This window comes from Rhodococcus sp. NPDC077669, assembly GCF_040686915.1.
Classification (GTDB): Bacteria; Actinomycetota; Actinomycetes; order Mycobacteriales; family Mycobacteriaceae; genus Rhodococcoides; species Rhodococcoides fascians.
The window spans coordinates 1-1,077 of record NZ_JBFBMD010000066.1 but is presented as its reverse complement, the minus strand read 5'-3'; the positions used below and the strand labels follow the sequence as shown (position 1 = coordinate 1,077).

Here is a 1,077-nt window from a genome sequence, read left to right as displayed (position 1 = left end):
TGTTCTTCTCGGGGACGTTGTGGACGGTCAGTCGCTCGATGGGTGACTTGCCGCCGATGCCTGTGTGGGGTCGGTGGTGATTGTAGTGATGGATCCAGTCTTGGTAGGTCGCCGCTCTGGCTTCGTCGGAGAGGTAAGTGTTCGCGTAGGCCCATTCCTGGTTGAGGGTTCTGTTGAATCGTTCGACTTTGCCGTTGGTCTGCGGCCGATACGGCCTGGTTCGCTTGTGCTTGATTCCAGGGCCTAGGGTCTGCGCGAACAGTATTGAGCGGTAACAGGATCCGTTGTCGGTCAGCACACGCGCGATCGTGATGTCATGGGCTGCGAAGTAGGCTTTGGCGCGCTCGAAGAATCCCGATGCGGTTTCTTTGCGTTCGTCACCGAGGATCTCCGAATACGCGAGCCGGCTGTGATCGTCGACGGCGTGATGGACGTAGGAGTATCCGCGGCCCTGTTTCTTGTTGTGCCGCTTCCCGATCGCGCGACCGAGCTTGCGATGTCCGCCGCCGTCGGGGATTCGGCCGAGCTTTTTGATGTCGATGTGGATCAGATCCCCGGGAGCGGGATGCTCGTAGCGATGCGGCTGCGGGCGTCGTACAGCAAGTCCGGTGTTCTGGTCGAGGTGGCGAAGCAGCGGCATCTTGTAGCGGCGCAGGACCGCTGAGACGGTGCTGTGCGGCATGTGCAGGTGGTAGCCGATGCGGTGTGGTCCCCACCGGCGGAGGAAGCGCAGGTTGATGATTCGGCGTTCGGTGCGGGTCGGTGTCCGGTTCGGGTTGTAGTGGGGTCTGCTCGAGCGGTCGGCCATTGCCGTCGGGCCGCCGGTGCGGTAGCGGTCGGCCCATTTCTTGGCTGTGGTCGGTGAAACCTGGAATCGTTCGGCCGCTCGGCGGATCGACCATCCGTCGTCGACGATCGATGCCGCGAGTTTCAATCGCCCCTTCGGGGTGAGCAAGGCATTAGCGTGTGACACGAGGACCTCTCGGTTGTCGGTGCAGTTGTGGTAACCACACCGATACCGGAGGTCCTCACCTATCTGTCGCTGCCACGCCGTCCACAACGTCCCTGCTCATTACA

1 protein-coding gene is annotated in these 1,077 nt (G+C 61.7%); it reads right to left on the bottom strand.

The genetic code is table 11. The features are described from left to right. A partial coding sequence (locus AB0P23_RS25470) for an IS481 family transposase (protein WP_363799796.1) occupies positions 1–973 on the bottom strand: 973 nt, incomplete at its 3' end. Positions 974–1,077 lie beyond the last annotated feature (104 nt).